General features: G+C 36.7%; 21 protein-coding genes. 19 read left to right on the forward strand and 2 right to left on the reverse strand.

Translation table 11 applies throughout. From position 1 onward, the window contains the following. Window position 1 precedes the first annotated feature (1 nt). Window positions 2–859: a GRP family sugar transporter gene (locus GL301_RS02280; protein WP_274758831.1), complete on the reverse strand. Its 858-nt coding sequence runs from the start codon at window positions 857–859 to the stop codon at window positions 2–4. 162 nt (window positions 860–1,021) lie between these two features. On the opposite strand from GL301_RS02280, the gene GL301_RS02285 reads away from it, so the two are divergent. The 5 genes from GL301_RS02285 to GL301_RS02305 are packed head-to-tail and all read left to right on the forward strand — an operon-like array spanning window position 1,022 to window position 7,481. Continuing rightward, window positions 1,022–2,983, forward strand: coding sequence for a BglG family transcription antiterminator (locus GL301_RS02285; RefSeq protein ID WP_003734607.1), 1,962 nt, complete (start codon window positions 1,022–1,024; stop codon window positions 2,981–2,983). Next, window positions 2,983–3,447, forward strand: coding sequence for a PTS sugar transporter subunit IIA (locus tag GL301_RS02290; protein ID WP_003725152.1), 465 nt, complete (start codon window positions 2,983–2,985; stop codon window positions 3,445–3,447). The genes GL301_RS02285 and GL301_RS02290 overlap by 1 nt, the downstream gene beginning before the upstream one ends. Next, window positions 3,444–3,764 carry a PTS fructose transporter subunit IIB gene (locus tag GL301_RS02295; protein ID WP_003722977.1) on the forward strand — a complete coding sequence of 107 codons (321 nt, stop codon included), beginning with the start codon at window positions 3,444–3,446 and terminating at the stop codon, window positions 3,762–3,764. The genes GL301_RS02290 and GL301_RS02295 overlap by 4 nt, the downstream gene beginning before the upstream one ends. Window positions 3,765–3,776: 12 nt before the next feature. Next, window positions 3,777–4,883: a PTS fructose transporter subunit IIC gene (locus tag GL301_RS02300; RefSeq protein ID WP_003725154.1), complete on the forward strand. Its 1,107-nt coding sequence runs from the start codon at window positions 3,777–3,779 to the stop codon at window positions 4,881–4,883. 15 nt (window positions 4,884–4,898) lie between these two features. Beyond that, complete coding sequence (locus tag GL301_RS02305) at window positions 4,899–7,481, forward strand: alpha-mannosidase (RefSeq protein ID WP_070298230.1); 2,583 nt, start codon at window positions 4,899–4,901, stop codon at window positions 7,479–7,481. 22 nt (window positions 7,482–7,503) lie between these two features. Here the strand turns inward: GL301_RS02305 and GL301_RS02310 are convergent, their stop codons facing one another. Then, window positions 7,504–8,379, reverse strand: a complete 876-nt coding sequence (locus GL301_RS02310; RefSeq protein WP_003725156.1) for a LysR family transcriptional regulator — start codon at window positions 8,377–8,379, stop codon at window positions 7,504–7,506. Window positions 8,380–8,496: 117 nt separating this feature from the next. On the opposite strand from GL301_RS02310, the gene GL301_RS02315 reads away from it, so the two are divergent. From GL301_RS02315 to GL301_RS02380, 14 genes are all read left to right on the forward strand, one after another. Continuing rightward, window positions 8,497–9,066 carry a DapH/DapD/GlmU-related protein gene (locus GL301_RS02315; RefSeq protein WP_070298231.1) on the forward strand — a complete coding sequence of 190 codons (570 nt, stop codon included), beginning with the start codon at window positions 8,497–8,499 and terminating at the stop codon, window positions 9,064–9,066. 13 nt (window positions 9,067–9,079) lie between these two features. After that, on the forward strand, window positions 9,080–9,826 hold the full coding sequence (locus GL301_RS02320; protein WP_003725158.1) for an SDR family oxidoreductase: 747 nt from the start codon (window positions 9,080–9,082) through the stop codon (window positions 9,824–9,826). Between the two features lie 194 nt (window positions 9,827–10,020). After that, window positions 10,021–10,446 (forward strand): hypothetical protein, encoded by a 426-nt coding sequence (locus GL301_RS02325; RefSeq protein WP_003725159.1) that lies wholly within the window; start codon window positions 10,021–10,023, stop codon window positions 10,444–10,446. Window positions 10,447–10,701: 255 nt separating this feature from the next. Continuing rightward, window positions 10,702–17,289 (forward strand): DNRLRE domain-containing protein, encoded by a 6,588-nt coding sequence (locus GL301_RS02330; RefSeq protein ID WP_274758832.1) that lies wholly within the window; start codon window positions 10,702–10,704, stop codon window positions 17,287–17,289. Further along, on the forward strand, window positions 17,289–17,771 hold the full coding sequence (locus GL301_RS02335) for a hypothetical protein (RefSeq protein WP_003734612.1): 483 nt from the start codon (window positions 17,289–17,291) through the stop codon (window positions 17,769–17,771). The genes GL301_RS02330 and GL301_RS02335 overlap by 1 nt, the downstream gene beginning before the upstream one ends. 915 nt (window positions 17,772–18,686) lie before the next feature. After that, entirely contained in the window at window positions 18,687–19,001 is a 315-nt protein-coding gene (locus tag GL301_RS02340; protein ID WP_003741484.1) for a hypothetical protein, read from the forward strand. A gap of 162 nt (window positions 19,002–19,163) precedes the next feature. Further along, window positions 19,164–19,754: an Imm64 family immunity protein gene (locus GL301_RS02345; protein WP_003734614.1), complete on the forward strand. Its 591-nt coding sequence runs from the start codon at window positions 19,164–19,166 to the stop codon at window positions 19,752–19,754. Between the two features lie 26 nt (window positions 19,755–19,780). Then, entirely contained in the window at window positions 19,781–20,227 is a 447-nt protein-coding gene (locus GL301_RS02350; RefSeq protein ID WP_003734615.1) for a hypothetical protein, read from the forward strand. A 16-nt stretch (window positions 20,228–20,243) separates the two neighbouring features. Beyond that, a complete protein-coding gene (locus GL301_RS02355) occupies window positions 20,244–20,852 on the forward strand; it encodes a hypothetical protein (protein WP_003734616.1) in 609 nt (202 codons plus the stop codon). 53 nt (window positions 20,853–20,905) lie between these two features. Next, window positions 20,906–21,262, forward strand: a complete 357-nt coding sequence (locus GL301_RS02360; RefSeq protein WP_003741488.1) for a hypothetical protein — start codon at window positions 20,906–20,908, stop codon at window positions 21,260–21,262. A 1,122-nt stretch (window positions 21,263–22,384) separates the two neighbouring features. Further along, window positions 22,385–22,879, forward strand: coding sequence for a hypothetical protein (locus GL301_RS02365; RefSeq protein ID WP_003734620.1), 495 nt, complete (start codon window positions 22,385–22,387; stop codon window positions 22,877–22,879). Window positions 22,880–23,055: 176 nt separating this feature from the next. Further along, the gene (locus tag GL301_RS02370; RefSeq protein ID WP_003741497.1) at window positions 23,056–23,355 is read left to right on the forward strand and encodes a hypothetical protein; all 300 of its coding nucleotides are present in this window, start codon (window positions 23,056–23,058) and stop codon (window positions 23,353–23,355) included. Window positions 23,356–23,473: 118 nt separating this feature from the next. Further along, on the forward strand, window positions 23,474–24,262 hold the full coding sequence (locus GL301_RS02375; RefSeq protein ID WP_003734622.1) for a hypothetical protein: 789 nt from the start codon (window positions 23,474–23,476) through the stop codon (window positions 24,260–24,262). A gap of 152 nt (window positions 24,263–24,414) precedes the next feature. After that, window positions 24,415–25,080 (forward strand): hypothetical protein, encoded by a 666-nt coding sequence (locus GL301_RS02380; protein ID WP_003734623.1) that lies wholly within the window; start codon window positions 24,415–24,417, stop codon window positions 25,078–25,080. The last annotated feature ends 465 nt before the right edge of the window (window positions 25,081–25,545 follow it).

Genomic DNA, 25,545 nt, shown 5'->3' on the forward strand with positions numbered 1-25,545 from the left:
TTTATTTCAATAAACTAAGGAACACGACGCTCACCATTATTAACAGTATGCCAGAAAGGATAAAAGTCCATTCTAGCGGGCTTTTTTTCTGTTTGAAAATGAGGATACCGCCGATTGTTGCGACGATAACGCAAGCTTGTGAAATCGAGAAGCTCGTTGCGACACCAAGTACAGCAGTCGCTAAGAACATGCCTAAATTGGCGATTGACCACGATAATCCGGTCATTAAGTTAAATGTAACATTTTTTCGGGAAATAGCAGTCTTTTTCGCTAAGTTAATACCAATGGCGCATGTCAGCATACCGATGGCTTGTGGTAAAATGATAGAAAAGCCAGTGACATCAAAAAGCTGGTTTGTCACTACGTAAAGCGTTAAAAAGAAAGAAGATAGAATAACGATACCGTAGACATGAAATGAAACCGACTCCGTGATATGATTCCCGCGTTTTTGAAACCCGGTCATTACCACCCCAATCAAGATTAAAATTACTGCAACAACTCCGATGATAACAGCCGTAACCGTTTGCCATTCCCGGAAAACAAGAACAGCAAAAAGCGTTGCGCCAACTAGCTGAGTTCCGTTTGAAATCGGCATTGCCTTCGCAACACTAGAAGCCGCAATCCCTTTAAACTGCAGTAATTGCCCAAAACTCCAAAAGATACCCGAAACAAAACTCACTATAAAAGAAAGAACCGTTATTTCTGGTGATAAAATCCAGAACAAAATGAAAGCAAATAATAGCGCGCTAATCGAAGTCCCCAGTAGTTGTTCCTCGGGGGTGCTTTTTCGTAAGTTCGCAATTATTGGCATAAATCCCCACCCAAGAACAGGGAGTAACGCAATAAGATAAATAGACATAAAATAAGCTTCCTTTCTAGGTTAGTGGTGCTAATTTAAATCTACCATTCTCCAAAATGAACAGCAATATCCCAAAATTACGGTATTCAATGCGGTAATTTTCGTAGTTTTCTGGGGATGAGTCTTTGTAATAGAATAAGCGTAGGGAAAGGAAAATTAAAAATGAAAGCGGTAACGAAAATGATTGCAAATCGCGAAAAAAATATCATTCAGTTTCTAATGAAGACAGGTCAAACACGTGTTGGAACTATCGCGAATCATCTCGGACTTTCAGAAAAAACAGTATCAAACTCACTGAAGGAAATCGATGTTTTTCTAAAGGATTTTGATATGACAGTGGTCCGTAAACCAAAAATCGGTGTGTATATTGAGGGTGATAACAAGGCTTTTGCCGAAGTTAGCCGATTTCTAGATAACCAAGTCAGCCCAATCCCATCAACGAAAGAAGAGCGGGTTATCTACATTTTCAGTAAATTGCTTAAAGCAGACGACTATATCACGATTCATCAGCTTGCAGACGAACTTTACATTAGCCGGAGCACGATTGAGAAAAATATGGTTGAAGTTACGAAAATGCTGGAAAAAGAAGGTATTACTTTGTATAAGAAACCTAGTAAGGGCATGAAACTCCTTATTAGTGAACGAGAAAAGCGCGCCTTAACATCGAAATTTATTAATAATTTTTGGGGCAATAATTGGTATTTAAAGCAAGAAGGCGAAAAGGTCCTCCAAGCTTTTGACACGATTAAAGCCGATGTCACCGGAATTTTTCCAGAAGAGGGCTTGAAAGAAATCATTGCGATTGTTCAAGCATTTAGTGAGCGACATGATTTTGCTTTTACTGATTATGCGTTTCAATCGATTGTCATTCATCTTGCGATTGCGGTAGAGCGTATTCGAGCAGGAGAGTATATCGAAAATGTTGAGAGCGATCCAATGAAAGATGTATTTGATTCGCAGCGAAACAATACGGAAATCCTCGTTAGCATGCTAGAAGACCGTTTGGATATTAAAATTCCAGCATTTGAAGTCGGCTATATTCAGTTGCATTTAACAGCAGCATATAACCAACAGCATGATGAGTTACTTGTAAGCGTTCGACCAAAAGAAGACGATGTGGCAGAATTTGTCAGCACGTGTTTAGCGGAAGGGAATTACGATAAAAGCTTACTGGATGACTTGACGACACACATGAAATCCGCCATTAACCGGTTAAAACTTGGTATGCATTTTAAAAATCCGTACCTTAGCAAAATTAAGCAAAACTTTCCCCAAGCGTTTGAAGAAGCGCTATATTTTAAAGCAAAATTTGAACAAAAGTACGATGTGCAAGTGAACGAAGATGAGACGGCGTATATCGCGCTACATTTTGAGGCATACAAAGAAAGAAGTCGTTCTTTCCCCGACCAAATTCGAGTTGTACTTGTATGCAGTACCGGGCTTGGTTCATCAAGATTACTTGCGGCGAGAATTAAAAAATATTTTCCAATGATTACGATTGAAAAAATATTATCCGTTCAGGCGTTAATGGAAACAGAAGTCGATGTGGATTTAGTCATCAGCACGATTTATCTCGAACTGGAAGATATTCCAAGTATTGTTGTCAGTCCGATGATGAGTAAAGCCGATTTACAACAAGTTGAAAGCCAAATCGAACGAACGAGACGCAAGAAAAAGAAACGCAGCCAACCATTTGTTGACTTGATTGAACCGAAAACTATTTTTGCGAAGCTAGATGTTGCAACGATGGAAGACGCAATCACGCAAATTGGTAATAAGCTTGTGAATCTTGGTATTGCTAAATCAGGAATTGTTGAAAGTGCGCTAAAAAGAGAAGCGTTATCGTTCACTTCTTTTGAAGAAATGGCGACACCACACGCAGATCCTGCACTTATTAATGAATCGCACATCGCTATTGCCACACTTAAAAATCCAGTGAAATGGGGCTTAGTCGAGGTGGATAAAATCTTTTTTATCGCTCTGACCGAACAAAATGGCATTAATTTAGACGCGATGTATGAACAGTTTTATAAATATATTGATAATAAAAAATGGCTTGAGAAGCTGACACAACTAAAAAGTGCCGCAGAAATTTATGAGCATTTGTTAAAGGATGGGATGTAATGGAAGTAAAAGATATTTTAACAAAAGAATTAGTCGTCTTTGATTTAGAGGCGACGACAAAAGAAGCAGCAATTGAAGAAATGGCAGAAATGCTAGATGAACATGGTATTTTAGCGGATAAAGCGACTTATGTTCGGGCAGTTTTGGATCGCGAAGCACATTCAACAACTGGAATAGGAAATAACATTGCTATCCCACACGGAAAAAGTGAAAGTGTCACAAAATCGGCCATCGTTTTTGCAAGAACGAAAGAAATGATTGAGTGGGAATCACTGGATGACGAACCGGTAAATATGATTTTCTTACTGGCGATTACTGATTCTGACAAAACAGACGGTCACTTAAAAATCCTTGCAGAAATTGCAACGAAACTAATGGACGATGATATTGTCGAAAATTTAAAAAATACAAGAGACGAAGAAGAAGTTATTCGAATTTTAAATGGAGGCGTAGTAGAGATATGAAACGTAAAATTATCGCAGTAACCGCATGTGCGACAGGAGTGGCGCACACATATATGGCAGCACAAGCACTTAAAAAAGGCGCGAAAAAAATGGGCAACCTCATTAAAGTAGAAACACAAGGCGCAACAGGAATTGAGAATGAATTAACCGAAAAAGATGTAAATATCGGCGAAGTAGTTATTTTCGCAGTAGATACAAAAGTTCGTAACAAAGAACGTTTTGATGGTAAAGTCGTGCTGGAAGTTCCAGTAAGCGCACCGATTAAAGATGCAGAAAAAGTAATCAACGCAGCACTTGCGTTAATTGACGAAAAATAAGGAGGATCTACCATGTTCAGAAAAATTGGGAGTGAACTGAAAAAACACGTTTTAACAGGTATTTCATATATGATTCCGCTCGTTATTGCAGGCGCCGTGATTATGGCGATTGCTCGGGTTGGTGGTTCGTTTTTCGGAATTACAGATATTTGGGATGCGAAATACGCAGACAGTGCGAATAGTTTAATTTCACTACTGCATAGTTTAGATGGTTTTGGTGGCTTGGCGCTAGGAATGATGTTCCCGGTTATTGCAGCATTTATCGGGTATTCGATTGCGGACAAATTAGCACTAGCACCTGGTCTTGTTGGTGGTTTACTGGCACGTGATATTGGCGCTGGTTTCCTTGGGGCACTGGCAGCTGGTTTAATCGCTGGTTACACATGTCTATTGATTAAAAAATACGTGAAACTGCCAAAAGCGGCGGCTTCGATTGTACCGGTATTTTTAGTACCAGTTTTTGGCACACTTATTACCGTTCTTATTATTAATTATGTGGTTGGTATTCCTTTTGCTGACTTAAATACAGCCCTTGAAAATTGGCTAAATGGTATGTCTGGATCGAATCAAATTCTAATGGCGGCTATTATCGGAGCAATGGTTGGTTTTGACTTAGGCGGACCTGTAAATAAAGCAGCTGTAACAACGGCGATGGCACTTTTAACAAGTGGAATTTATGCACCAAATACAGCAGCACAAGTAGCAATCATCATCCCACCACTTGGTCTTGGTTTAGCAACCTTAATCGCAAAACGTAAATATAATACTGAAATGCGTGAGGCAGGAAAATCTTCTCTTATCATGGGACTTGTTGGGATTAGTGAAGGGGCAATTCCTTTCGCGGTAGAATCTCCGCTTAAAGTTATTCCGGCTACGGTTCTTGGTTCTGCTGTCGGCGGCGCGCTAGCTGTAGGTCTTGGCGCAATTAACCAAGCGCCAATTAGTGGTTTTTATGGCTGGTTCACAGTTGAAAATTGGCCAGTTTACATTTTAGCAATTGCAGTTGGAACGCTAATCGTTGCGGGTATGTCAGTCGCTTTACGTAAAGCAAGTGCTGGCGAGGAAATGGCTGGTTCAAGCTACGATGACGAAATTGACGAAGCAGAATGGGAAGCTTAAAAAACGGAGGTAACTATGGTTAAAGCACATATTGTGAACCATACGCATTGGGACCGAGAGTGGTATTTTACCTCGGCCGATGCACTGGTTCTAAGTGAACAACTTTTTACAGAAGTAATTGACGAATTAAAAAAGCACCCAGAAGCAAACTTTGTACTTGATGGGCAACTGTCGATTTTAGATGATTATGTCGCACTGTACCCGGAAAAATTAGCGGATATTAAGCAATTAATTGCGGATAAACAACTTTTCATTGGACCGTGGTTTACGCAAACAGATGCCTTTTTCGCGCATGGTGAGTCGATTTTGCGCAATGCGATGATTGGGATTTTTGATAGTAAAAAATACGGCGACTATATGGAAATTGGTTATTTGCCAGATACATTTGGTTTTAATGCCCAAATGCCGACTTTACTTGAACATGCTGGCTTTGATAATGTGATTTTCTGGCGTGGGATTCATCTTGGTGAACATGTTGCGTCTCCATATTTTAAATGGCAAGGACTTGGAGAAGAAGCGTCGATTTATGCGATTAATATGCCACAAGGTTACGGCACAGGGATGCTCCTTGAACCAACCTCGGCATATGTGGATGGACGCCTCGACCCGGCAATTGATTTCATTGAAAAGTACAGTAAAACAACTGAAGTTTTAATTCCATCTGGGAATGATCAGCTGAATATTATTAGTAACTTTGCCGAAAAATTAGTGGAAATCAACAAGATGGGACGCCATGATTATCAACTTAGTACCTATCAAGATTTTATTCAATATGTTAGAGAGCTGCCTGACTTAGAAGAATATCGCGGCGAATTTAGAAGTCCGGTTCTTGCGCGAGTGCATAAAACCATTGGATCTAGCCGAATGAATATTAAGCTAAAAAGCGCGTCACTCGAGCAAAAATTGCTAACACGTATTGAGCCACTTCTTGTTATTGCTAAAGCATCTGGAATTTCTATTAGCGAGCGTTTACTAATGCATACGTGGAAGAAACTTTTAGAAGGTCAAGCGCATGATAGCTTGGCGGGCTGCGTTTCTGATCCAGTTGCCGAAGATATTTTGCACCGGATGAAAGAAGCCGACGAACTATGCGATAGTATCGAAAACACGATTGTGAAGAAAATTGCCGATGATTTGTCACTTGCGGCGAACGAAATTATCGTTTTTAACACGGATTCACATGATTTTGACGGATGTAAGGAAATACAAGTAGTAACCGAGCATAAAAACATCCATTTCCCAGCGTTTCCGGACGCAACGATTGTCCAAGAAGAGTTCATTCCATCGCGCGAAAATGTGCTAGAAGAAACGCCAGCCGGAAACCGATTTATTGAAGAACCGGGCTACTATGTGCTTCAAGTGCGCGTCAAAGTGGAGCTTCCAGGCCTTGGTTACCGCGTGATTGCTTTTGAAGAGAATGACCGCGAACTGGATTCGATGATTGCTTCCAATGATGTGGCAATCACGAATAATTTCTACAAAATCACTTTTGAAAATGGCGAAATTGCTCTTGAAAAACCAAACGGCGAGCGCATCACTTCTTTTATTACACTAGAAGATGATGTGAATGCGGGAGATACGTATGATTATTCACCACTAGCCGGAGATATCGCGGAATTATTCACTTTTTCCGAAGCAAAAACGGAGAAATCAAGTGAAGTCGAACGTTTAATTTTAACAGGAAAAAGCGATTTCCCGCTTGATCGTTTGGCGAAAGAAGGGCATGGCGACCTGCAAATCAAACTCATTTTAGAGGTGAAAAAAGGTAGCGAACTGCTGGTTGTTAATGTTGAAGTAGATAACCAAATTAAAAATCACCGTCTACGCTTAAAAGTAAACACAGGTGTGAAAACAGACTACAACATCGCTTCACTTCCATTCGGATATATCAAGAGAAAACCAGTTGTACCAGCGAATTGGCGAGAAACATATAGCGAAATGCCAATCGACATCGAACCACTTGAACAAAGCGTGACGCTAACAAATGAAGCAGAAAGTTGTACCATTTTCACACAGGGCATCAAAGAATACCAACAATTGGATCAATATTTAGCACTGACGCTACTGGCAACAACCGGACAACTCGGAAAACCTGATTTAGCATACCGGCCAGGCCGAGCATCAGGCGACACAACGAAAAAAGGTCACGTGCTCATAGAAACAGAAGGTGCGCAGTTACTAGGCAAACATGAATTTTCATTAGCCATCTATCTTGGCGACCAAGCTTTCGACGAACATAAAACCGCTGAACGAACAAAAGCGTTCAACCAAGCAAACGTGTCTTACCAGCGTCAACCATTCAACCACTTTTTACATCGCTTGGATAACAAAATCCAGAAAACAGAACGGAAATTAGGCGCGAAGCAAACGTTAGGTATGTTGAATTTGCCGAAAGAATACTTAGTTTCAGCGTGCCACCCATCCTACTACACAGCAGATAAATACATCGTCCGCTTGGAAAACCCAACTAACACACCACAAAAGTTGGCACTCTCGGATATGTCGTTTGAGTATGTGAATGCTATCGAAGAAGTTGTCGCAAATGACAACAACACGATTCCAGCATATGGCGCTGTTACGTTACGATTAGAAATATAGAAAGAAAACTTGCTCAAAGCATTTATTTTGAGCAAGTTTTTTGTATTAATCGTAAAAATTCTTTCGAAGCACTGGAGAAAGTTTGATTCTTTTTCCACACAATACTAATACCAGCAGTTAGAGGCGGCGAAAAAGGGATAAACTTCAGGTTAGTATTTTCCGTATTGATAATACCATCAATACAAAGAATACTTGCGATGTTCTCCTTAGCGAGCAAAGAGGCATTATACAGTAAATTATATCTACCAATTACATTCAATTGTTCAAAATGCTCTCCAAGCCAACTAGCTAGCTGATTATCAATGAAAGATTGGTTGGAAACGACAATCGGATTAGCTTCAATATCACTAGGAGTTACAACCGCTTTTTTCGCTAAAGAATGTTTTGTATTGACTAAAATTCCCCAAGTATCTTCTATATTAAGTGGTAAATATTCATATTGTAGTTTTTCCACAGGATTAATTACCAAACCAAAATCTAGTAAACCGTGCTCAATTTTTTCTAAAACATCATCCGCATTGCCGCTATGCAATTGAAAAGTAATGTCGGGATGCTTCTCTCTAAGTTCATGTAACACGCTACCGATAAATTCAAATCCTCTCGTTTCAGCAGCACCAATCATTATTTTTCCGCTAATCGTCTCATTTTGAAGTAAATTCGAAGTAGTTAACTCCACTAAAGATAAAATTTCTTTCCCGCGATTAGCTAAATAAAGCCCATCTTCTGTTAACGTAATAGACCGATTTCCACGAATAAATAAAGTTACCCCTAGTTCTTCCTCAAGTTCCTTCAATTGTTTAGAAAGCGTTGGCTGAGAAAGATGAAGCACTTCCGCAGCTCTACTAATCGTTTTTTCACGAGCAACAGTTAAAAAATAATTCAACACACGAAGCTCCATTAAAATCACCCTTTCCTATAACTAAAATGAATAGTTGGATATGCTTTATAAGTATTATTCAATTATAACTTCTCCCGCTATAATTAAATAGTAAAAGATTTTCGAGGGGGAAAGCGCATGATAGAACAAGATTTACAGAAAAGACTAGTCGGCCAAGAAATTCTCCAAGGGTCGGATTTGTTAGATGAAATTCACGAAGTAAAACAAAACAATGAACAACTTATCATCGAACTAAACACCAAGTACCACTCAAAAAAAGAAGTGACCAAATACCTCAGTGACATCACTGGAAAACCAGTCGATCCATCAGTCGATGTCTCACTTCCTTTTTATAGCGACTTCGGGAAACATATTACTTTTGGGAAAAATATCTTTATCAATTTAAATGTAACTTTCGTGGATTTGGGTGGGATTACAATTGAAGATAATGTTTTAATTGGCCCAGGAGCAAGACTTGTGACCGTCAACCATTTAGTTAGCCCGAAAAAAAGACGTGGCTTAAGAGTAGCCCCAATTTGTGTGAAGAAAAACGCCTGGATTGGCGCAAACGCAACGATATTATCAGGCGTAACAATCGGCGAAAATGCTATCGTTGCTGCGGATGCTACCGTCACAAGAGATGTCCCAGCAAACGTTATCGTCGCCGGAAGCCCAGCCAAACAAATTCGTAAAATTATCGAGGAATAAGGAGAGATAGCAAATGACAATCAAAAATAAAGTAATTATTATAACCGGAGCATCATCCGGAATTGGTGAAGCAACAGCCTTACTTTTAGCTGAAAAAGGGGCGAAAGTGGTTCTTGCTGCTCGTCGCGTAGAAAAGCTGGAAAAAATTGTTCAAACGATTAAAGCGAGTTCAGGCGAAGCAATTTTTGCCAAAACGGATGTGACAAAACGCGAAGACAATAAGAAATTAGTAGAATTAGCGATTGAAACATACGGAAAAGTAGATGCAATCTTTTTAAATGCGGGAATCATGCCGAATTCGCCATTATCTGCTTTAAAAGAAGACGAATGGGAGCAAATGGTTGATATCAATATTAAAGGCGTACTGAATGGAATTGCCGCAGTTTTGCCTTCTTTCATCGCTCAAAAATCAGGACATATCATCGCCACTTCTTCTGTAGCAGGATTAAAAGCATATCCCGGCGGCGCAGTATATGGCGCGACTAAATGGGCAGTCCGTGACTTAATGGAAGTATTACGGATGGAGTCAGCGCAAGAAGGAACCAATATCCGCACAGCGACCATTTATCCAGCAGCTATCAATACGGAATTACTAGAAACAATCACGGATAAAGAAACCGAACAAGGAATGACGAGCTTATACAAACAATACGGCATCACACCTGATCGTATCGCGAGCATTGTTGCGTATGCTATCGATCAACCCGAAGACGTCAACGTAAATGAATTCACAGTAGGTCCAACCAGCCAACCGTGGTAAATGGAAAAGCCTTGAACGGATTGATTATTCGTTCAAGGCTTTTTTTGTATTGCAGGAGAGGATTAAACATGGTATCTTAAATTGAAAGCGCTTAAAAAAGAGGTGAACCAATGAATCGTAAACAATTAGAACAACTAAACCAAAAGTGCCTTTATGAAGTATATGATGATGAGCAAGAAACAAATGATTTTCGTGTGGGATATATCAGAGTTATTTTTGATTCGTTCATTATATTGGAAAAATACCATACTAGAGTGGGATTTGATGGTTTTGCACTCGTAGCAAATGAAGCTATTTTTAAAGTTCAACAAGATACTCAATATCTGAAGCCGTATCAAAATTTAAACCGACCTCAGGAACAAATACCTGAATTAAGTGAGGAAGGCGACACACTATTGAATTTTCTGGAATGGACGAAAAAGAACAACAAATTAGTGGAAATAATGACTGTTTGGGACGAGCTAATTATCGGGACAATAGAAACGATTGAAGCAAATTTAGTAATGATTAATACCCTTGCACCAGAAGAATTTGCATCTGATGGGAAATGCTTTATAGAATGCGACAATATTGTTGATATTTGTATTGATACAGCGCGACTGAAATTTATTACTGCTTAACTATTTAACACTAATTATAATTAATAAAATTAATAATTCAAACAAAAAGTAAAAATTTTACATTTTGCATAACTTTTTGGAATGAAAACATGCTATAATAATTTTGTAATATTAGGAAAAGGACCAGTTTTATCTCAATTAAAACTGGTCCTTTTTTAGAAAGAGAGGGCAGTGAAGTTGTTAGCGGCAAGTTAAAAAAAGAGAAATTAGCAAGGCATCGAATGAAATTACATTGAAAAAGGGAGAGCTTGACACATGAAAATACATGCAAAAGCAAAAAAAATCTTAGTGAGCCTGATAGCTATTATGTTATTCCTTTCACTAATACCTGGTTATGCACCAATGGCGGAGGAGACGTCAACTGGGGTAGAAGTACCAGAAAAGAAAGCGGGAGAACAAGCACCAACAGAAGTGAAAGAAGAAAGAACAGAAAATGAAGTGGTTTTTAATAACCACGACGGGAGCTTTACAAAACAAATCTTTGCGGATTCTATCAATATGGAAGTTGATGGCGAGATGAAACGCATCGATGCGAATGTGGAGAAAGAAGCAGATTCTGACATGATTGTTCCAAAACAAACTCCATTAGAACTAGGCTTCTTAGACAAAATGGAAGACGGCGCATATCAGAAACTAACAAAAGCTGGCGCAGAAGTTACTTTTCGCTTAAAAGGAGCACGTACAGGCGAAAATGAACAAGCAGTTACAGACCAACCAGCGACCTACAAAGAAAATGAAGTTACTTATGAAAATGTATTTCCTAAAACAGATTTACGTCATTTAACTTTTCCACAATCAGTAAAAGAAGACATCGTACTACATGAACCTAATCAAGTAGATACGTATGTTTATCAAATAGAAACAAAACTTGGTTTAGAGCTGGCAAAGAATGGTGATGTGCTATTCAAAAATAAATCCGGTGAAACAATGTATACGCTTCCGAAACCAGTTATGACAGATTCCAATGTCGGCGCTGAGACCGGGGAAGCAGCGTTATCCGAGAATGTTTCCTTTGAAGTGAAACAACTCACCAAAACAGTCTATGAGTTACAATTAAAAGTAGATACAGCATGGCTAAATGATGTCGCGCGCGAATATCCTGTCTATATTGATCCATCTGTCCGGTTAGATGAAGTGTATAATGCCAACATCAATTCAGCAAAACCAACCGAAACCAATATCGGAAGCAAACTTTGGGATTCTGGCCAAAATGCTTACACGTTAAAACTTGGTAAATGGGACAATTCAACAGGAAATAATGCCGCCTATTTAAAAATGGACACGTCTACTTTAAATAAAGCGACGATTTCTAAAGCAACGCTAAAAGTGTATAACATTTGGCATATGTCCCCAACAGTTAAAAATGATCTTTGGTACTACGAATCTAATGCGAACTGGTCCCCGTGGCAAGTGACATGGAATACGGCTCCTGCATCGACACGGATTGGAAGCGTCAATGTCGGTCGTGGTGAATGGGCAAATTTAGACGTAACTAAAACAGTCCAAGCATGGGCAAGTGGCGTGCGACCAAATAACGGTTTCCGCCTAGGAACGAACATCGATCAAAACTATTGGAAAAAATTAGTAGCAAGTGAAAATAATAAAAACTATCCTTATCTAGAAGTAAATTATACGTATGCTCAACCGGAAAAACCTACTGTTAAAACGAATTCAAATGGAGTAGGAACTGGAACAGGTTACATGGATTTATCTTGGAAGGCTGTTCCTGGTGCAACGAGTTATAATATCGTTATTTCTAATGGATATAACTACGAATATATTAATACAAAAAGCACCGCAACCACTTGGAGCACTAAAGGGAAGAAAATTTCCCCAACAAATGACGAAATCGCTAATGGAGAATTCGAATTCCACCATGATGGCAAAGGAACCGAATTCGCTCTTGATCCGCGAGCGCAATATGAAAATGCGTTTCAAGCTGGAAGTACTTTTGGACTGCGCAATTTAACGCGCTATTTATTCAGAGTGCAAGCCGTTTTCCCGGGTGGAGAAAGCCCGAATTCCGACTTAGTATTTGCCTATATGCCAATCGAAAAACCACAACCCCCTGCTGCGAAAGCATATTCTAACTTAGCTCATAAAGAAACAGGATACGTGGAACTTAACTGGGAAAAGAGCCCAATGGCGGATGGCTATAAAGTACTTGTCTTCAATGGGAAAGCCTACGAAGAATACGATGTTGGCGCAGAAACAAAGTGGACCACCCAAAATAAAGGGATTTGGCCAACCAAAGAAGAAATTGCAGAAGGTAAATTCGCTCTTCATCATGACGGAAAAGGCGATGAACTAGCAAAAGATCCTTCTCCAGTTTATACCAATTCTGGCGGTAATTATAAAGAACGAACAAACTACTGGTTCCGAATTGTTGCGTACCAAAAAGCGGGAAATAACGCCACAAGTATTCAATCCGAACCAGCGACACCATCCCTTCCAGAAGTAGTAAATAAACAGCTAGGAATGGTAGATTACTGGACAAGTGTGCCGGTACGTGGCGGCGAAGTAAACGCTACAAATGGAAACTTTTTATTCCATGAAACAGATTTTAACTTAGAAGGCCGCGGCCCGAGTATCAATGTCGACCGTACTTTTAACAGCCAAGATGACGCAACAGGCATTTTTGGTAAAGGCTGGACAAGTACGCTTGAAGAGAAACTTATTGAAGAAGAAAACGGAAATATCGTATGGGTGGAATCGGACAAGAAAGTCCATCGTTTCACTAAAAAAGGCGATAAATACGTGGCACCACCAGGCATTTACTCCGAGATTACTAAAAACGCAGATGGCTATTTGAAAATAGAAGAAGATAAGTCAGAAACGCGCTTTTTAGCTGATGGACGATTAAAATCCGAAAAAGATACAAAAGGCAACGAATTAACTTACGAATATACTGACGGCAAACTAACAAACATGCGCGACGCTTCCGGACGTACCGTGACTTTAGCGTATGAAGGCGAGCTCGTAAAAGAACTTGTCGGACCAGAAGACCGTAAAATCAGCTACACGTATAATGACAAACAAGAGCTAATCAGTTCATCCACTGCCCGCGGTAAAATATACTGCTATGGCTACACAGATGGCTTATTAACATCGATTTACGATCCAAAACATACAGAAGAAAAACCATACGAAACAACCTTTGCTTATGAAGAAGAGAAATTAACAGAAATAACCGATCCGGTCGGCAAAAAAACAACACTTTCTTATGACATGGAAGAGCAACAAACAACTTTAACAAACGAGAAAAAGAAGAAAACCATTTATTCCTACAATGATGCTGGAAATCCAAAGAAAGAAATTGTGGATGCAGATGGTCTCAAACTCACAACGACCTACACGTATGAATCAAATAACCTAGTAAAAGAAGTGAATCCTAAGGGACAAGAAGAAACATATTCTTACGATGCAGATGGTAATATCACGCAAGCGACAGATGCTTACGGTACAGAATCATATACCTACAATGGAAATAACGATGTAACGAGCGCAACTGACACAGAAGGACGCAAAACGACGGTTACTTATGACGGAGCAGATGCGGTGTCAGAAACACTTGCGACAGAATCCCAAGTATCCTCTGTAACGCAGTATGACGCCTATGGAAATCCAATTCGAGGTAGTGGTGAACTTTCTTCAGCAGGTAACTTACTTCAAAACAGCGACTTTGAAAAAGGAGCAGGAGTTTCCAACTGGACACTGATTCAATCTGATGCAAAAGGAAGCATGACATTCGATAGCACTCAGTCAGCTCCAGGAACACTCGGCGGCAGCGGTTCCGTTAAACTAACGAGTGAAGCAAATTCTACCGTAAAAGGCTATTCATCCGTTACTCAACGCGTTGATGTAGAACCAGAAACAACGTATACATTTAGCGCCTGGATTAAAACATCCGGAATGACAAACGCCGATGCACTTCTCATTGGACGTTTACAAGATGCAAATGCAAAAGATATTACCGATGCCGGCGTATGGCAATCCAACCGCGCCACATCGATCAAAAAGAACGGTGACTGGGTAAAACGCCAACTAACTTTTAAAACATCTAAAAACACACGCCAAGTCTTGCTTTATTTGGACAATGAACAACCAGCTCCGCATAAAGGAAAAGGCACAATTTGGTACGACAATGTTCAGTTTGAAAAAGGTAGTGTTGCTTCCAGTTACAACCCGGTAGTCAACAGCAGTTTTGAAGAGCACAATGGAACACTTCCGACTGGCTGGATGCGCACAGGTAATACCGCGCTGACACAAGCAAAAGTAGTCGATAATGAAAGCCATAGCGGTGATAGCGCTGTTTACTTCGAGCGAAAAGCAACAAGTGAAGCCTACACGCATATTGTCCAAGATGTACCAGTAAATCAAAAAGAAGCCAAAGCATTAACAATTTCCGCACTATCCAAATCAGAAGACGCCAAAGCAAACGGTTCTGTTGCAACGATGTCGAACGATTATTCGATATGGGGAACAATATATTATCAAGATGGCACAACTTCTTCCGTACAAGGTCAATTCCCACTCGGAACGAACGACTGGAACCGAAGTGCCGTAGTTGTTAAACCGACTAAGCCAGTCAAAATGATTAAAGTTTACACCATGTTCCGCAATGGTTTAACCGGAAAAGCTTGGTTTGACGATGTACGTGTCATAGAAGGCGAAGTATTAACAAAAAATGAATACGACGCTTCCGGCAATTATGTAACAGCTAGCTATGACGAAGAAGGCCGCAAAATCAGCTTCACTTACGATATTTACGGTAACACTACATCCGAAACAGACGAAAAAGGCAACAAAAAAACTTTAACCTATGATGCAGACAACGCACTTATAGACACAAAACTAGCGAACGGCACATCCGTAGCCTATAAGTACGACGACAATGGCAACACCACCGAAAAAAATGTCACCGCATCTGGCAAAACGCAAAAAAATATCTATGAATATGACGTAGATAACAAAATTACCGCATTTACCGATGCACTTAATCGCACAATCAAGTATGAATACGATGCAGCCGGTAATGAAACAAAAGCAATCATGCCAAATGGTCGCGTAACCGAAAGCACATACGATTCCGCTGACCGCTTGGACGGGATTAAATGGAATGATAAACTAGCATTTAAATTCCAATACGATCCAAACGGCAACCAAACAAAAGTAACCGACGAAATTAACAGCATCGTTACCGACAAAACCTACGACGATGCCAACCGAATCACCAAAGTAGCCGAACGAGGTGGTGACGTAAGCTACACTTACAAAGATAAACCAACAAAAGACAACAAAGGAAAAACAGACAAAGTCGGAGAAGTAGCCATTAACCACGGCGACTACACAGCAAAAACAAGCTACACATACAACGACTTAGACCGGAATACCCGCGTAAACGACGGAAGCAAAAACGCCTATTTCGAGTTTGACGAATTTGGAAACATTAACGTCTACACAGCAGGAAACGGCACCGCAGCCAACTACACCTACGATAGCACCCAAAAAGTCACCAACGCAGCTATTAGTAGCGCAAGCGGCACCCAAATTTTAGACGAAAACTACACCTATGATGCAGCAAGCAACCGTACAAGCATCGACAACAAACAAGACGGAAAAACAACCTACGAATACGATGCAGTCAATCAACTAACCAAAGAAACACTACCAGACGGCACCGTAAAAGCATACACCTACGATGGCTTCGGAAACCGCACACAAGTAGCAATCAGCGGAAGCGAGACAAAAACAATTGCCGCAAGTTATAATGATGGTAATCAACTGGTTTCGTGGAACGGAGAAGCGCTGACGTATGACGCCAATGGTAACCGTACAAGCGATGGCAAGTACACGTATACATGGGATACCGGCGACCGTTTAAGCAGCATTACGAAAAAAGGCGAGAGCAAGCCGTTTACGAGTTATACGTACGATGATGATAACCGCCGCTTGTCGAAAACAGTCGATGGCGTGACGACGAATTATCATTATGATGGCGATAGTATTGATGTTCTGTATGAGACTGATGGTGATGGAAAAGTAGTTCGTCAGTATGTTTATTCGGATGATAATGTTCGTTTAGCGATGAAGATGAACGGCAAAACCCTCTATTATCACTATAATGCGCATGGCGACGTAATTGCGCTCACAGATGAAGCAGGTAAGATTGTCGCAGAATATGCGTATGATGCTTGGGGAAATGTGCTGAAAAACACTGCCTCTACAGAAGAAGCCAAAGCCAATCCGTATGGTTATGCAGGATACACATATGACAAGGAAATCGAACAATATTACTTGATGGCGCGTTATTACGAACCAGAGCAAGGCGTGTTTACCGCATATGATCCAGACCCGGGCGATGAAGACGACCCGCAGACGATGAATGGGTATAATTATGCGAATAATAATCCGGTGATGATGGTTGACCCTGATGGAAATTGGACATGGCTTATCCCAGCTGCTATGGCTGCCGGTAAGTTTATTTATAAGTTTAGAAAGCCTATTGCAAAATATGGTAAAAAAGGTGCCAAATGGGTAGGGAAGACTGCTAAAAAGGGCGCTAAATGGGTAGGGAAGACTGCTAAAAAAGGTGCTAAGTGGGCGCGATCGAGATATAATTCTAAGAAAAAAGAATTTACAGTTACTAAGAATTGGAAGGTAGGGCTTCCTAAGAAAAGCCAAGGAGGAAGGATTTTTGCTATAATTAACCGTAAAAAAGGGAGGCTATTCGCTTTAGATTACGGAAAAGTTGGTGGAAATCAAAAAAAATATTTACATGTCCACTGGAACTACAAACCAAAGCACTATATAATCTATCCAAGAAAAGGAAGGGGAAAATAATGCTTGACAAACAACAACTATATATTGTAGAAAACAAAGACATACCTAATTATGAAGTTGACTCTGGAATTACTGGAGCAGAACAAAATTATATTTATAATTTTAAAAATCCAATCCCTATTTCTGAACAAGAATTACAAGACATTTGTGATACTTTTGGTGAGTTTATGGTTTCTGCTTATTTTTTAGTGGATATATTTGGGCCGTATGAGGAATTACCTGGAGACAAAAAGAATGGCTATAAAAAAGTTGTTCTTGCAGATGAATCTATGGAGATAAAGAAAAAGATGTTTCATTTGTTTTTAGAAGGTGATGCTTATCCAGACGCAAACAAAATATTTTTGTTCAAGGAGAAAAAAGAATTAAATGCTAGAAAAAACATGGAAATAGAAGATGGAATGATAGTGATTTCTCCTGTTTTAGATGTTACTGCTATAGGCATATTTTCAAAAGGAATAGATTTGGCGCAGTTTTTCAAGTAATCAGAGTGGATGGTATGACTGCGAGAATATTGCCTAAAACATTAAAGATGCTTTGAATAAAGCTCAATTGCTAAAATAATATATCTAAATTAGAAATATAAGTTACTGGAATATTATTTCTATAGTTTAATCGTGTAGAAACAATTTGAAATTGCTGCTGATTATGTATACCAAAGTAAAGAGATAATCTTTATTGACATCATAGGCGACGAGACGCCAGCAATTGGAATAATCGCTGAAAATGACTATGAAGGATTAGAAATTACTTTAGTGGATGACGAAGGTCGATTAGATGGAACTTGTTGGATAAAAAAAGAAGATATTCTAGCCCTGCGTTTCGGCGGCAGTGTAGAACAAGATTTGATGAACAAACTAAAAAAATAAACTAAGAATAAGCCCTCCATTTTTACAGGGAGGGCTTATTCTAAAAGTAAGAGATGTAAATAATACATATCAAAAGAATAATCTCTGCGTGAGCATAAGCAAGATAGTAAGAATACAATCCTAGAGAATATAAAAAAAGAAAAAGGAAAGAAAATAACCAAATTAGGAGATTGAAATGGATTCAATGTTGAAATTAATAATGGATTTGGAATTCATCGGCATAATTATAATGTGTATAGTTATTATAGATTTTAAGAAAGACAGCTTCTTTTATAGGTGTATGCAAGTATTAATATTGTTAACTTTATTTGCGGTTACGGGAATAATTATCTACTTTTAAGAAGGATCGAGGGATAATATGTTATTTGTGATAATAATATATTTTGTTTTTCTACTTATATTAATTATTGGCTATGAAACGAGACGTAAGAAAAACAATAAAACCGTCCTTAACAGTATAGCTATCATTATTTTCCTGCTAGCCCTTATAATTTATTGTATAATGCTAGTCCCTCGGTTGGGCATTTAGGGATGAAATCCACTATAGATAGAAAGAAGCGAAGTGATCTAACATTCCCATTAAAGCCTAAGCGTTTTCTAAACATTTTTAAGTCAGAACCGATGAGGGAAAAACCTGGAATAATGGAATATAACAAATTTATAATTGTAACTAAAGGAGTAGATATAAAGACATTACTTAGCGGGGTGTCAGATCTTAATAGACGCGAAAACATTGAATATTTTTTAGTGCAAAATACAATCATGACTTACCAGATTCTAGAAGGCGAAGTAATCAATTTCTATGCAAAAGACTTGGGATTTTTAGTTGATGAATTAGCTTTATAGCAGTAGACGATGTGAGGCAAATAATTGCCAAATTAATATAAGTCAAAGTCATTTATATATAAAATTTCAGAGTTAGAAGACCTACTGGGGCTTATCCTAGCAAGAGTACCAGAACTGTGAAATTCAGAATGAAGGAAAAGAAAGTTTATAGGAGGAGTGTGAATGTCTAGTTTCGTATCTTCAGGATGTGTATATAAACAAAGTTCATATAAAAACCTAGTCAAAATATATATTGATTTGATAAGTAGTAAAGCAAATGTGGAAATTGAAAATATAGTTTGTTACAGTCCGGAAAGCGACTTATCTAGCACTAAAAATTTGGAAGAAGTGAAAAAAGATAATAGTTTTTCAAAAGTGACTCATATTAATTGCAAGCAGGTAAGAGATAATTTGGAATTTGTTGTACGTTTCTATGAGGAACAAAACTATCAAGGGGTTTTGTTTGATCTATCGTATGATTACTTGCCCGAGATGTTTTCACCAAAAAGTTTGGAAAATAAATTAATCAGTATTTTAATAACTATTTATTCATATTATCCCTATTATTTTAGTTTTATTGACACGGAAGCAGAAGTGGATATGTTCCATAATCCTAGGAATATAGAACCTCTTGAAAGCCCGTATGCAACATTAATTCTCCCAAAGAATGATGACTTTCATGTGTATCTAAATACTTGGGAAATTGACGGTATAAGTGAGAGGAAGAAAAAGCATTATGTTATTAAGAATACACCACTCCACCGAACAAACTAAAAAAAGAATTGGAGAAGCATAGATAAATGATTCATTTAAAAGGTATAACTACTGCGGGTGCTTATGATAATCAAGGTAAATATTTAGAAGAAATTCATGAAGATATTGAAAAAATAATGAAGCGGCTAATTCTTCAATTTGATATATATCAATTTCATATTTCCAGTAATTTTGAGGCAGCTGCTGATAAATCAGTCCTTGTGAAACAAACTAGATTTAGAAAGACATATATTCATTTTTATAAAGAGGATGAAGAACGATTTAAAGAGGGATCTAGCTATGACCAGTATTTTTTATTAGAAAAAGATTGCGACATCTCTGAGCAGATAGATAAATTAGAGCTTAGCGAAATACCAAGGATAGAAAATATACGAGCCAAATTGTTATCCATTTTCCCATTATTAGTCGTTTTATCAGATTCAAGTGAGTTGATGGCGTATTCAATGGAAAAATCGAATTTAGAGCTGATATAAATTCAGGAGGGATAAAGTGGGAAATCAAAAACAATCTATTGATTACTTTGAAGTTAAAGGGATTGCTAAATTTCGAAATAAGTTACATAAAGCCTATAAAGATTTAACTTTTCCAGGGCTAGACTTCCCCTATTGTGTACCTGACAAAAAATATAGCTATTTATATTTCCCATTAGATGCATTTGAAAATACGAAAGAAGGCAATCGAATTTTATCCGTACTTTTGTTAGATAAAGAAAAAGATATATATTTTCACTCAGATGTTTTTGGAATGTTTTTAACAAGTTGGCTATTACTTGGAAAACTAAAAATAAAAAGTATAAATGAATGGAATGGGGTATTCAGCGAGAACATCCTCACAAAAGGATCAAGAAATCCCATTAATTTAGTTGATATTAGCCCTACTATATTCCTGCTAGATGGGAGTATATTAATAAAATTTGATCGTAGTTCTCATTTAGTCATCATTGGATTTTCTAATAAAATGGAGCAAATGAATAGTGAGATTCGACTTTCTAAAGATGAAGTGGTAGATTATTTTATTAAAAAAGATGCAGCAGATGAATCAGAAGCAGAAGATTTTAAACAAGCATATTTAAAAAACTACTATTCAGTGAGCATTTAAGACTAAAAAGTTAATAAAGAATCGTAATAACAATATAGAAAGTTGAATGAAAAATGGGTTTTATTTTAAATGTTTTAATTAATTTTATTGCTTTTGTATGTTTCTTAGTTGGTGGAAATGCAATTAAAAAAGAGGAGCAATTAATGGGAAAAGTGATTGCTAGTTTATCAATAGCTGGATTGGCGATAGTCGGAACGGGGTTAATTCTTTCTGGTGTAGAGGAACTGCATACATATATGTACATTATATTAGTAATTGAAATAGTGATACTTTTCGCAAATGTATTCATGAATTATTTAAGTAAATTCGGAAAATCGGAAGTTTTAATAGGTGTATGTGTATTAATTCTAACGATATTTAATTTATTTACTTATATAACTTATGTGGTTTTGACTTTTGTTTTTTACTGAAAAACTGTCGCTATAAAAGGAGGGAATTGGGAAACGATTATGATTGAATTTATTATCGATGTATCAATAAATTTTATTACATTTACAATTTGTTTCATTCCGCTGCTTCTCTCAGAAAAAACTAAAGGTATCTTGGAAATCGTATGTGCAAGCATACTTTTTGCGGGGATTATGATAGTTGGAACAGGTATTTTCATAAGCAGTAGTGAAACCCTGAAATCATATATTTATGTGATTTTGGTAGTGCAAATAATTATTTTGTGCATCGAACTCATATTAGTTTTATGGAGTAAACGTAAAGGAAAGTCTACAATTTTATCTATCCTATCAGCAATATTAGGTATAGTCGCTTTAGGAATATATATTTATTATGTTATAGCGAGTTTTATTTATTGAAAATTATTTTCCAAAGATAGAAAAAATTTACAGAAAAGAATAATTATTAAGGAGATAAACACGTCATTGAAAAAGAAAATGAAGACTTTAAATATCCATTAAAAGCAAGGCCGTTTCGAAATTCCAACACTATTAGAAGGTATGAAAATTCTCGATTATTGGAGTTGAATTTACATTGACTTGGTTCAAAGAAAAAAGTTTTATGTTTGCGATGATACTAATAATTTTTATTTTTATTATAATTAATTTCTTTTTTTCAAATAGCGTAACATATATTATTGTTACAGTGTTTTTAGGAATTGAAACTTTATGGATTATTTTTATTTTTAGTGAGATAGTTGACAATGGTAAAAGGACATCAAAATTTATAAAAGCATATATAATAAGTATTTTTATTATAACAATATTTGCTTCATATCTATTATATTAAGGGGGCATTATTGTGATTGTTTCTATTGCGGTTTTAATTAATTTAGTAATAATTTCAGTATTATATTTAATCAAAAAAAATGGTAAAAGCATGAAACATAAAGGCATATTTTCTTTTATACTTTGTACTTTTTCGTTTTTAATGTATGTCTATATTGCTGTATATGTAGGTATATTCTAAATCTCAATTATGGAAAAATTTAAGAAACTGGCTGGGGAAGATTATTTTCTTTAGATTATCACTCAAGGAGTAAAGTTCTTGGCATAAAAAGAATAGCAAATGGAGATAGGAGAGAGGTGTCAAAAATCATAGAAAAAACCATTTTTACGCTAACAAATCAGGAACAAATAATAATTACTAACAATGATGAAATGTCAGATGATGCATTAAAAACAACTATTATAAATAAAAGTCAACCAATGCATTTGCTTTTAGAGTTAGGCATTTTTGACAAAGAAGATTTAACTGAGAAATTTCCAAGTAGTGAAATAATCGAGATTTTATATGAAAGAACGAAGCTGTTATTAATTAAGGACATCCAATTAGATAGCGTGCATCTCGATGAAGTTCTATTTATTTTCAGACTTTTAGCCAATTCAAACTTTCTTGTGCACATTATTTCTGGATATAAAATAGACAATATTTTGCACTATTCACAAAAAGATACTATTTTTAAAAGAAATAAGGTAGTAGGAAAATTTGAGTTGCATCTTGATAAAGATGAGTTTTTGATTATGTCGGATTATGATGGAAGCTCAGTTATAATCTTAAGTAATGAACAAAAATGCTGATTTTAAGAAATTAGCCAAATCAGAAGCCAGGGTGAACCAAAAATGTCCACAATATGCTTGATAACCTGCGATTCGGGTGCAGTGTAGAACAAGATTTGATGAACAAACTAAAAATAAGCCCTTCACTATAGATTTAATAACGGGAAATATTCTCATAAATGGTAGGAGGATGTAATTTGGATAAGAGTAGTATTATGGATGTGATAAAAATGAATCTCACTGAGGCACTTACCGATGTAATTACAAGTAAAGAACTGGTTGAAAGGTCGGATAAAATACTATATGTTGATGAGAATCAGCAGTCAATAAACGATAATCTATCATTAGAAGAAAGAGAGTTACTAGAAGATATATCAGCACAATGGGATTTATATCTAGTTAATTCGTATGATATCGATACACTACAGAGTTTGGATTTTGAGAAAGTTAAGTTCCCTGAAGCATATTTAAAGGAGTGGTATAGACAAACAATCTAGCTGATTTGATATTACAACAAAGGTTAGAAGGGCATGAAAATAAGAAAAGCTACTTATTAAAAGACCTAATAGTGTATTTCGATTATGAAATTTGAGGTCTAAGGAGGGACTATGATCGATGCTGAAAATAAAAAAACAAGCACAATCTATTTACGCTTTTAAAGAAACTGGAGGAGAAGTACTTAATTTCCAAATAGAAAAAAACTGTTTGAAACTTTTTTCTGGGGAAGAAATTTTATGTGAAATAAACGATGAAATAATTTCCAATCGGTATTTCAGAATTAACAAAGTCATATTGTCGGATGAGAAGATTTGTATTTTTTGTCATGGAGAGGCTTGCGATTATTTATTCATCTTATGTATGGGAAAGAATTTTAAATATATATTGAGAGAAGGAGTGGAAGATTTTCTCGTTATAAACGATGAAGCTTATGTTATTTATTCGGAAGAAGGTATGTTTAGCGATGAGGGAAATTTATCCATAGCAAAACTTGGGCTTATTAAAATAGATATATTTACAGGAGAAATTACTGGGCTATTGGATGATACCATTTTAGAAACGCTCATTGATGTACAATCGATTAGCTGTAATAATAAAACTATACGGATACTGTGTTATGAAGATAATGGTGATGACTTCACTTTAGACTATGATTTAACATCTAAAAAAGTTCGGAATAAAGTCGTAATAAATTATACTGTGGACGGATTGGTGAGTGTGGGAGACAACTTTTACGCTTGCTATCGGAACCGTATTTATAAGGTAAATGAAAGTATGGAAATTACGGAAGAAATCATTATAGATAAAAAAGTATATGATGAAGCATATGCAATAAGTACCGGATATAGTGAAGTAGTTTTAGAAAGTGAAAATGAATTCAACATTGTCCAGCTTTCTAAATTATAGAGGAATAGCTGTTTTAACGCTACTAAGCAAAGGTTTTTAAGCAAATAAAGGGGCATCAAGAAAACACAATTTTTTAATACTAATGGATATTTGTTCGCTATATCTTTTGTTTTCTAGTACCTTGGCATAAAATTTACTCTTGGAGATGAAATATGAAAAAATTAAACTATTTTTCTATAGGTTTTGATTATGATGAAGAAAAGAATCCAATTATGTCATTTGACAGTCAAAGCCACTGTATTTCAGAAATGTATTCGGGTGCATTTAAGCCAATGATGACAAAAGAGACTTCTTGTATTGATATTAATTGTATACCAACGGGGAAAAAAGTGGATAAATCTCATCACCTCGATGCCATTTATAGAGTTTATTTTGAAAATAAGTTGTTTGATTTAAATAAGTTTAATGATGAAAATGACTCGGAAAAGAAAAAGATCATTTTAGAACTGCTTCACATAGGAGCTATAGAAGCGTGTCGTAATTTGGGCTTAGATAAGGCTAGATTTATTGAGGCATATGAAAAGGTAAAAGAATTAGACTATCAAAATAATTACTACTATAAAAAACCAAAATCCAGCCCAAATAGAAAACAAAAAGCACAAATTTATATTGAGCATGGCTTATACAAAGCTGACATATATATCGTTATTTTTAACAAGGAACAGAAAATCATAAGAAAAGAATTTATCCTCAGTGATTTACCAAATCCGTTTGTATTTTCCGCACACCTAGGAAATTTAAAATGGATAGACAATGATCGTTTAGTTCTAGCTCATAAGCAAAGAAAAGATATATTATACAAGGTTGATATGATTTAAAAAGAGCGGATTGATTAAATTAAACAGATAGATTGTTTGCTTAATCTCCAAAAACTTAAATTCTTCTAGAAAAGTAACAAAAGGAGGTACTTTATATGTTGACGATTTTAAAAACTATCATTTCGCTTGAATTTTTAGCTATAACTACCTTATGTTTTATATTTTTCGATAAATATAGAGGGAAGAAAAACAAATTAATAAGGTTTATGCCGTACTTATTTACTGTAGTAGGTGGTATTATCTTATCTACGTTTGTTTTCTTTACAGTGTGAATGAGGGGGAGCGGGCATGCTAGAATTTTTATCAAGTGTGATAGCGGTTTTTACAATAACATTGCTAATCGTCATTGCTTTTTTATATTTTAAACTATATGAAAATAAAAAGACTTTGTACACGTTATGCTCACTATATTTTTTATGTTTACTAATTTTTGTGTTTACATTAATAAAAGATTTTTTGTATATT

Origin of the sequence: Listeria sp. LM90SB2, assembly GCF_028867355.1 — a bacterium.
GTDB lineage: Bacteria > Bacillota > Bacilli > Lactobacillales > Listeriaceae > Listeria > Listeria monocytogenes_B.

Coding starts and splice junctions, on each gene's coding strand:
- GL301_RS02310 (WP_003725156.1), bottom strand. CDS start 8,379: ATGGAGCTTCGTGTGTTGAATTATTTTTTAACTGTTGCTCGTGAAAAA.
- GL301_RS02300 (WP_003725154.1), top strand. CDS start 3,777: ATGTTCAGAAAAATTGGGAGTGAACTGAAAAAACACGTTTTAACAGGT.
- GL301_RS02295 (WP_003722977.1), top strand. CDS start 3,444: ATGAAACGTAAAATTATCGCAGTAACCGCATGTGCGACAGGAGTGGCG.
- GL301_RS02315 (WP_070298231.1), top strand. CDS start 8,497: ATGATAGAACAAGATTTACAGAAAAGACTAGTCGGCCAAGAAATTCTC.
- GL301_RS02375 (WP_003734622.1), top strand. CDS start 23,474: ATGCTGAAAATAAAAAAACAAGCACAATCTATTTACGCTTTTAAAGAA.
- GL301_RS02340 (WP_003741484.1), top strand. CDS start 18,687: ATGAAATCCACTATAGATAGAAAGAAGCGAAGTGATCTAACATTCCCA.
- GL301_RS02320 (WP_003725158.1), top strand. CDS start 9,080: ATGACAATCAAAAATAAAGTAATTATTATAACCGGAGCATCATCCGGA.
- GL301_RS02380 (WP_003734623.1), top strand. CDS start 24,415: ATGAAAAAATTAAACTATTTTTCTATAGGTTTTGATTATGATGAAGAA.
- GL301_RS02360 (WP_003741488.1), top strand. CDS start 20,906: ATGGGTTTTATTTTAAATGTTTTAATTAATTTTATTGCTTTTGTATGT.
- GL301_RS02290 (WP_003725152.1), top strand. CDS start 2,983: ATGGAAGTAAAAGATATTTTAACAAAAGAATTAGTCGTCTTTGATTTA.
- GL301_RS02335 (WP_003734612.1), top strand. CDS start 17,289: ATGCTTGACAAACAACAACTATATATTGTAGAAAACAAAGACATACCT.
- GL301_RS02280 (WP_274758831.1), bottom strand. CDS start 859: ATGTCTATTTATCTTATTGCGTTACTCCCTGTTCTTGGGTGGGGATTT.
- GL301_RS02345 (WP_003734614.1), top strand. CDS start 19,164: ATGTCTAGTTTCGTATCTTCAGGATGTGTATATAAACAAAGTTCATAT.
- GL301_RS02285 (WP_003734607.1), top strand. CDS start 1,022: ATGAAAGCGGTAACGAAAATGATTGCAAATCGCGAAAAAAATATCATT.
- GL301_RS02305 (WP_070298230.1), top strand. CDS start 4,899: ATGGTTAAAGCACATATTGTGAACCATACGCATTGGGACCGAGAGTGG.
- GL301_RS02330 (WP_274758832.1), top strand. CDS start 10,702: ATGAAAATACATGCAAAAGCAAAAAAAATCTTAGTGAGCCTGATAGCT.
- GL301_RS02350 (WP_003734615.1), top strand. CDS start 19,781: ATGATTCATTTAAAAGGTATAACTACTGCGGGTGCTTATGATAATCAA.